Origin of the sequence: Streptomyces sp. NPDC050759 (assembly GCF_044456945.1) — a bacterium.
Classification (GTDB): domain Bacteria; phylum Actinomycetota; class Actinomycetes; order Streptomycetales; family Streptomycetaceae; genus Streptomyces.
The window spans coordinates 300718-304091 of sequence record NZ_JBITGI010000003.1; the positions used below are offsets into that span (position 1 = coordinate 300718).

General features: G+C 70.9%; 2 protein-coding genes and 1 pseudogene. 1 reads left to right on the forward strand and 2 read right to left on the reverse strand.

What is annotated here, in order from left to right; all coding sequences use genetic code 11:
- Positions 1 to 1252, reverse strand: a 1252-nt coding sequence (locus tag ACIBJB_RS11320) for a PAS domain-containing protein (RefSeq protein WP_398929031.1), incomplete at its 3' end; no start/stop codon positions are given.
- A 226-nt stretch (positions 1253 to 1478) separates the two neighbouring features.
- On the opposite strand from ACIBJB_RS11320, the pseudogene ACIBJB_RS11325 reads away from it, so the two are divergent.
- Positions 1479 to 1967: pseudogene (locus tag ACIBJB_RS11325) on the forward strand (transcriptional regulator); the annotation flags it as partial.
- A gap of 52 nt (positions 1968 to 2019) precedes the next feature.
- Here the strand turns inward: ACIBJB_RS11325 and ACIBJB_RS11330 are convergent.
- On the reverse strand, positions 2020 to 3240 hold the full coding sequence (locus ACIBJB_RS11330) for an RNA-guided endonuclease InsQ/TnpB family protein (protein WP_398929033.1): 1221 nt from the start codon (positions 3238 to 3240) through the stop codon (positions 2020 to 2022).
- Positions 3241 to 3374 lie beyond the last annotated feature (134 nt).

Below are 3374 nucleotides of genomic sequence, written 5' to 3' on the forward strand. Positions count from 1 at the left end.
CAGGGTCCGGGGCGGACAGTGGTGGCCCGGGGTTCGGAGCGGACTGCGGTGGCCCGGCGTCCGGGGCGGACAGTGGTGATCCGGCGTCCGGGGCGGACAGTGGTGATCCGGTGTCCTGAGCCGTCGGCCGTGTCTCGGACTCCTGCGCGGACGGGCGTACGAGATGGAAGTGGACCGGGTCCGGTGTGAGCAGCGCCGCCCGCAGGTGGTCCTCGAAGTCGGGGCGGCGCAGCCAGGGCACGGCCTCCCACAGGTCCCGGCCGACCAGCTCGGCACGGGGACGGCCGAGGAGCTGGGCGGCGCGCGGATTCGCGTAGACGACCAGGCCCAGCCGGTCCACGCAGAACACACCGTCGGGCAGCAGGTCGGCCGCGGAGTCCGCGGTGGGGCCGGGGCCCGGGGCCACGACGACGCCCCGGACCGCGGGTGCGGCAGGCGGCTCGTAGGCGTTCCACAGGTCCAGCAGGCGCAGCGCGCCGTCCTCGGCCCGCAGATAAAGGGGCAGAGCGGGAGGGCGGCCGGCGGCGGTGTCCCGCAGGGTGGCCAGGATGCGGTGCGCGTCGGTGGGGGCCACGGCCTCGGCGAACGCCTCGATCGTGCCGGGGAACTCACTGGGCGGCATGCCCAGGAGGGTGTGCAGGTCCTCGTCCAGGATGATGTCGGAACTCTCGGAGTCCCAGGCGAAGCGCCCGGCGCGTCCCAAGGACGTGGAGGCGGTCGGCGGCCGCAGACAGACGGGCTCGCCCTCCCAGGCGACCTGGTTCGGGTGCGCGTCCTCCAGGCCCCGCAGCGCCGCGCCCAGTTCCTGGGCGAGCCGCACCACTCGGTCGTGCTCGGCCAGTACCTCGGCGGCGTCGGTCACAGCCGGGCGCAGCACGGTCAGCACACCGTAGGTCGTGGAACCGCCGACGACGGGCACATAGAGCGAGCCGAACTGGAACGGCAGTCCAGCGGCGAACTGCGGGTAGCGGCGCATGGTCTCGGTGGCGTTCGGCAGGACCACCTGGACACCGAGCCGGTAGGCGTCGGCGACGGGGAAGGGGCGGTCGGAGTGCAGCCGCCACCAGGGGCGGAACAGTGGTCCGGGCAGCCCCGACAGGACGGCGAGCCGCAGCAGTCCGGGCGTCCGGGAGCGCAGATAGACCCCTCCGGCGTGGCCGCCGGCCGCACTGATCGCCTCCGTCGAAGCGTCGATCAGCAGTGCCGTCAGCCGCCCGGCCGTCGGGTGTGCGTCCTCGACGCTCCCAGTCATCGGCCCTACCTCGTCCGTGCGCCGTCCCGCGGGCGACACAGCAAGAATGCGCCACAAGGACGCCGGGCCGCACCCGGGCGGCCCATATGTACACCTCGGTCAGTGTGCCGGACAACCTGCCGGTCAGGATCTTGGGCTTAAAAATTCAGATCTGGATAATAAGTCCATCCTGCTTCCGGGGCGGAGTGCCGGTGGCGGAAGGCGTCGTCGAGGGTGCGGACGAGCACACGCGATGGTGATCGAGAACAACCTCTCCGGCCGTCGGGTCGGGGACTCCGCGACCGAACCGGGGCTGGCGCGCATCGCCGATCCGGAGTACCCGAGCGTCCTTCAGAACCACCCGCACCGGTTCCCCGACGGCCGGCCCGTGAAGAGCACGTCCATCGGTCTCAAGAAAGCCGCGGGTGAATACATCGCGGCGCCGTGCCCGAACCTGGACGTCTCCATGCTGTCGCCGGTCACGCTCACCCTGTCCCACCTGGTCGCCATGGAGACCGAACACCGCGAGCACCCCCTGGAGCCCCTGCGGGACCGCAACACGCGCGAACTGCGGCGGGTTGTGGAGGAGTTGGCCGCGGAGCGCGCCGCCACACCCCGGTCGCTGAGCAGAGCTGACAAGAAGGCTCTCGTACAGCAGCTGCACCAGGACGGGTACTTCGACTCGCGGGGCGCCGCGCAGACCATCGCGGATCTGCTCGGGGTGTCCCGGGCGTCTACAACTACAGCAATTGAATCCTCCCCTCCCCGAGGGGAAGGGGATTCCTGGCTCAGGCCGCCTCTTGGAGCCGCGCTCTGGGAGGTCTTGCGCCATCAGCGCCAGCCGGGGTGAGACCAGCCCGGACAAGCATCACGCGTGCGGAGTTCTTGTCCATGGGGGACGCAGTCCCGCACGCGGTGCAGGTGTAGGTGCGCTCACCCAGCGGCAGGCGATGCTTGGCTCTCGCATCGCAGTGCGCGCAGTCCGTCGTGGTGTGCGCGGGGTGGACGAGGCGGATGTCCCGCCCGTGTTTGCGGCCCATCTCCATCAGAGCGGCCTTGGTGGCGCCGATGGCGGCGTCTGCGGCCTTGCGGGCCATGGTGGTCCTGGCGAGGAACTTCGGGCGGAAGTCCTCGACCGCGATGGCGTCGTGGTCGCGGACCACGTTCTTGGCCCACTTGCGGCCGGTGTCCGCACGCTGCCTGGCGACCTTCTTGTGCGCCTTCGCCCGTAGTTTCTTCGCCTGGCGGTAGCCCTTCGACGCCGGTTGTCCCTTCTTCGGTCTGCGGCGGGCCATCAGCCGGTCGTACCGGCTCAGTTTCGTCCGGGACCTTTTGCCGTGTTCGGCGTGCGGCAGGTCGTGCGCGTCGGACGTGGTGGTCGCGGTCTCTTTCACGCCCCAGTCGACGCCGAGTGCGCGGCCGGTCTCCGGCAGGGGATGGACCTGGGCAGGGATGACGAAAGAGGCGTACCAGTGCCCGAGGCTGTCCTGGTACACGCGCACCGAGGACGGCTGGGCCGGCAGTTCCCGCGACCACATCACCGCCACGACGATTCCGCCGGCCAGGTGCAGCCGGCCGTCCTTCAACCGGAACCCGCGCCGGGTGTAGTTGGGGGTCGGCGCTGCCTCGCGTTTGGATTTCCATGTCGGCATCCCGGCCCGGCGCGCCATGGGCAGACGCTCCCGGATGTCCTTGTGCGCCTTGGCGCGGGAGCGGCCGAAGTCACGGATGACCTGCTGCTGGGGAACGGATGAGCCCTGACGCAGCCACGGCGTGCGGGCGCGGGCTTCGGTCAGCATCTGGTCGAGCTGGGCCGGAGCGCACGTGGCCTTCTGGCCGGTCGCCTTGTTGTGCAGGTGCACGGCCTTGGACTTGGCCACGCATTCGTTCCACAGCCAGCGGCACCGGTCCCACTCCGCCCCCAGAGCCGTGCGGGTGGTGGACGACACGCGCAGCCGGTAGGTGTACCGGGCATGTCCGGCCTCCACAGTCGCTGTCACTTGCACCATCTCGCCTCCTCACGGCCTCCGCCCTCACGGTCTCCGGCCTCACGGTCTCCGGCCTCACGGTCTCCGGCCTCACGGTCTCCGGCCTCACGGTCTCCGGCCTCACGGTCTCCGGCCTCACGGTCTCCGGCCTCACG

What these genes read in the sequence shown, in the direction of transcription:
- ACIBJB_RS11330 (WP_398929033.1), bottom strand. Translation starts at nt 3,240, where the DNA reads ATGGTGCAAGTGACAGCGACTGTGGAGGCCGGACATGCCCGGTACACC.